This window comes from Dellaglioa sp. CoH-55-MRSF-8 (assembly GCF_056782195.1).
This window is the reverse complement of the sequence record NZ_JBXAYH010000135.1, coordinates 1-336: the sequence shown is the minus strand read 5'-3', so window position 1 is coordinate 336 and position 336 is coordinate 1. Positions and strand designations below refer to the sequence as shown.

Genomic DNA, 336 nt, shown 5'->3' with positions numbered 1-336 from the left:
GCGGGGCCCGTAGGCCCCTTCGTGAGTAGGTTAGATATCACAATCCGCGTAATCGTCTTTGAGCTTCTGTTTCTTGTCGGCAACCGATTCGCGCAATTCGCGAACGTCCTCTATTGCGCCGCGCAATTCATCGCGCCAGTATTCCGACACGTGGCGCACTTTGATGCACTCACGGATACGAGTAAGCCGGGCCTCGGTCAAGCTTTCTTCGTGCTCGATATCGCTTTCAAGCTTCTTTGCCTCCTGATAGCGTTCGTCGTATTCTTTGTAACCCTCGGCACTAATCCGTGCGTGTTCGTCGGCTGCACGGGCCGCCTCGCGCCAGTCGTCATAAAC

Annotated in this window: 1 protein-coding gene; it reads right to left on the bottom strand. The window is 55.7% G+C overall.

All coding sequences use genetic code 11. The features are described from left to right. Positions 1 to 30: 30 nt before the first annotated feature. On the bottom strand, positions 31 to 336 hold a 306-nt coding region (locus AC1RPW_RS08250; protein WP_481769481.1), incomplete at its 5' end, for a hypothetical protein.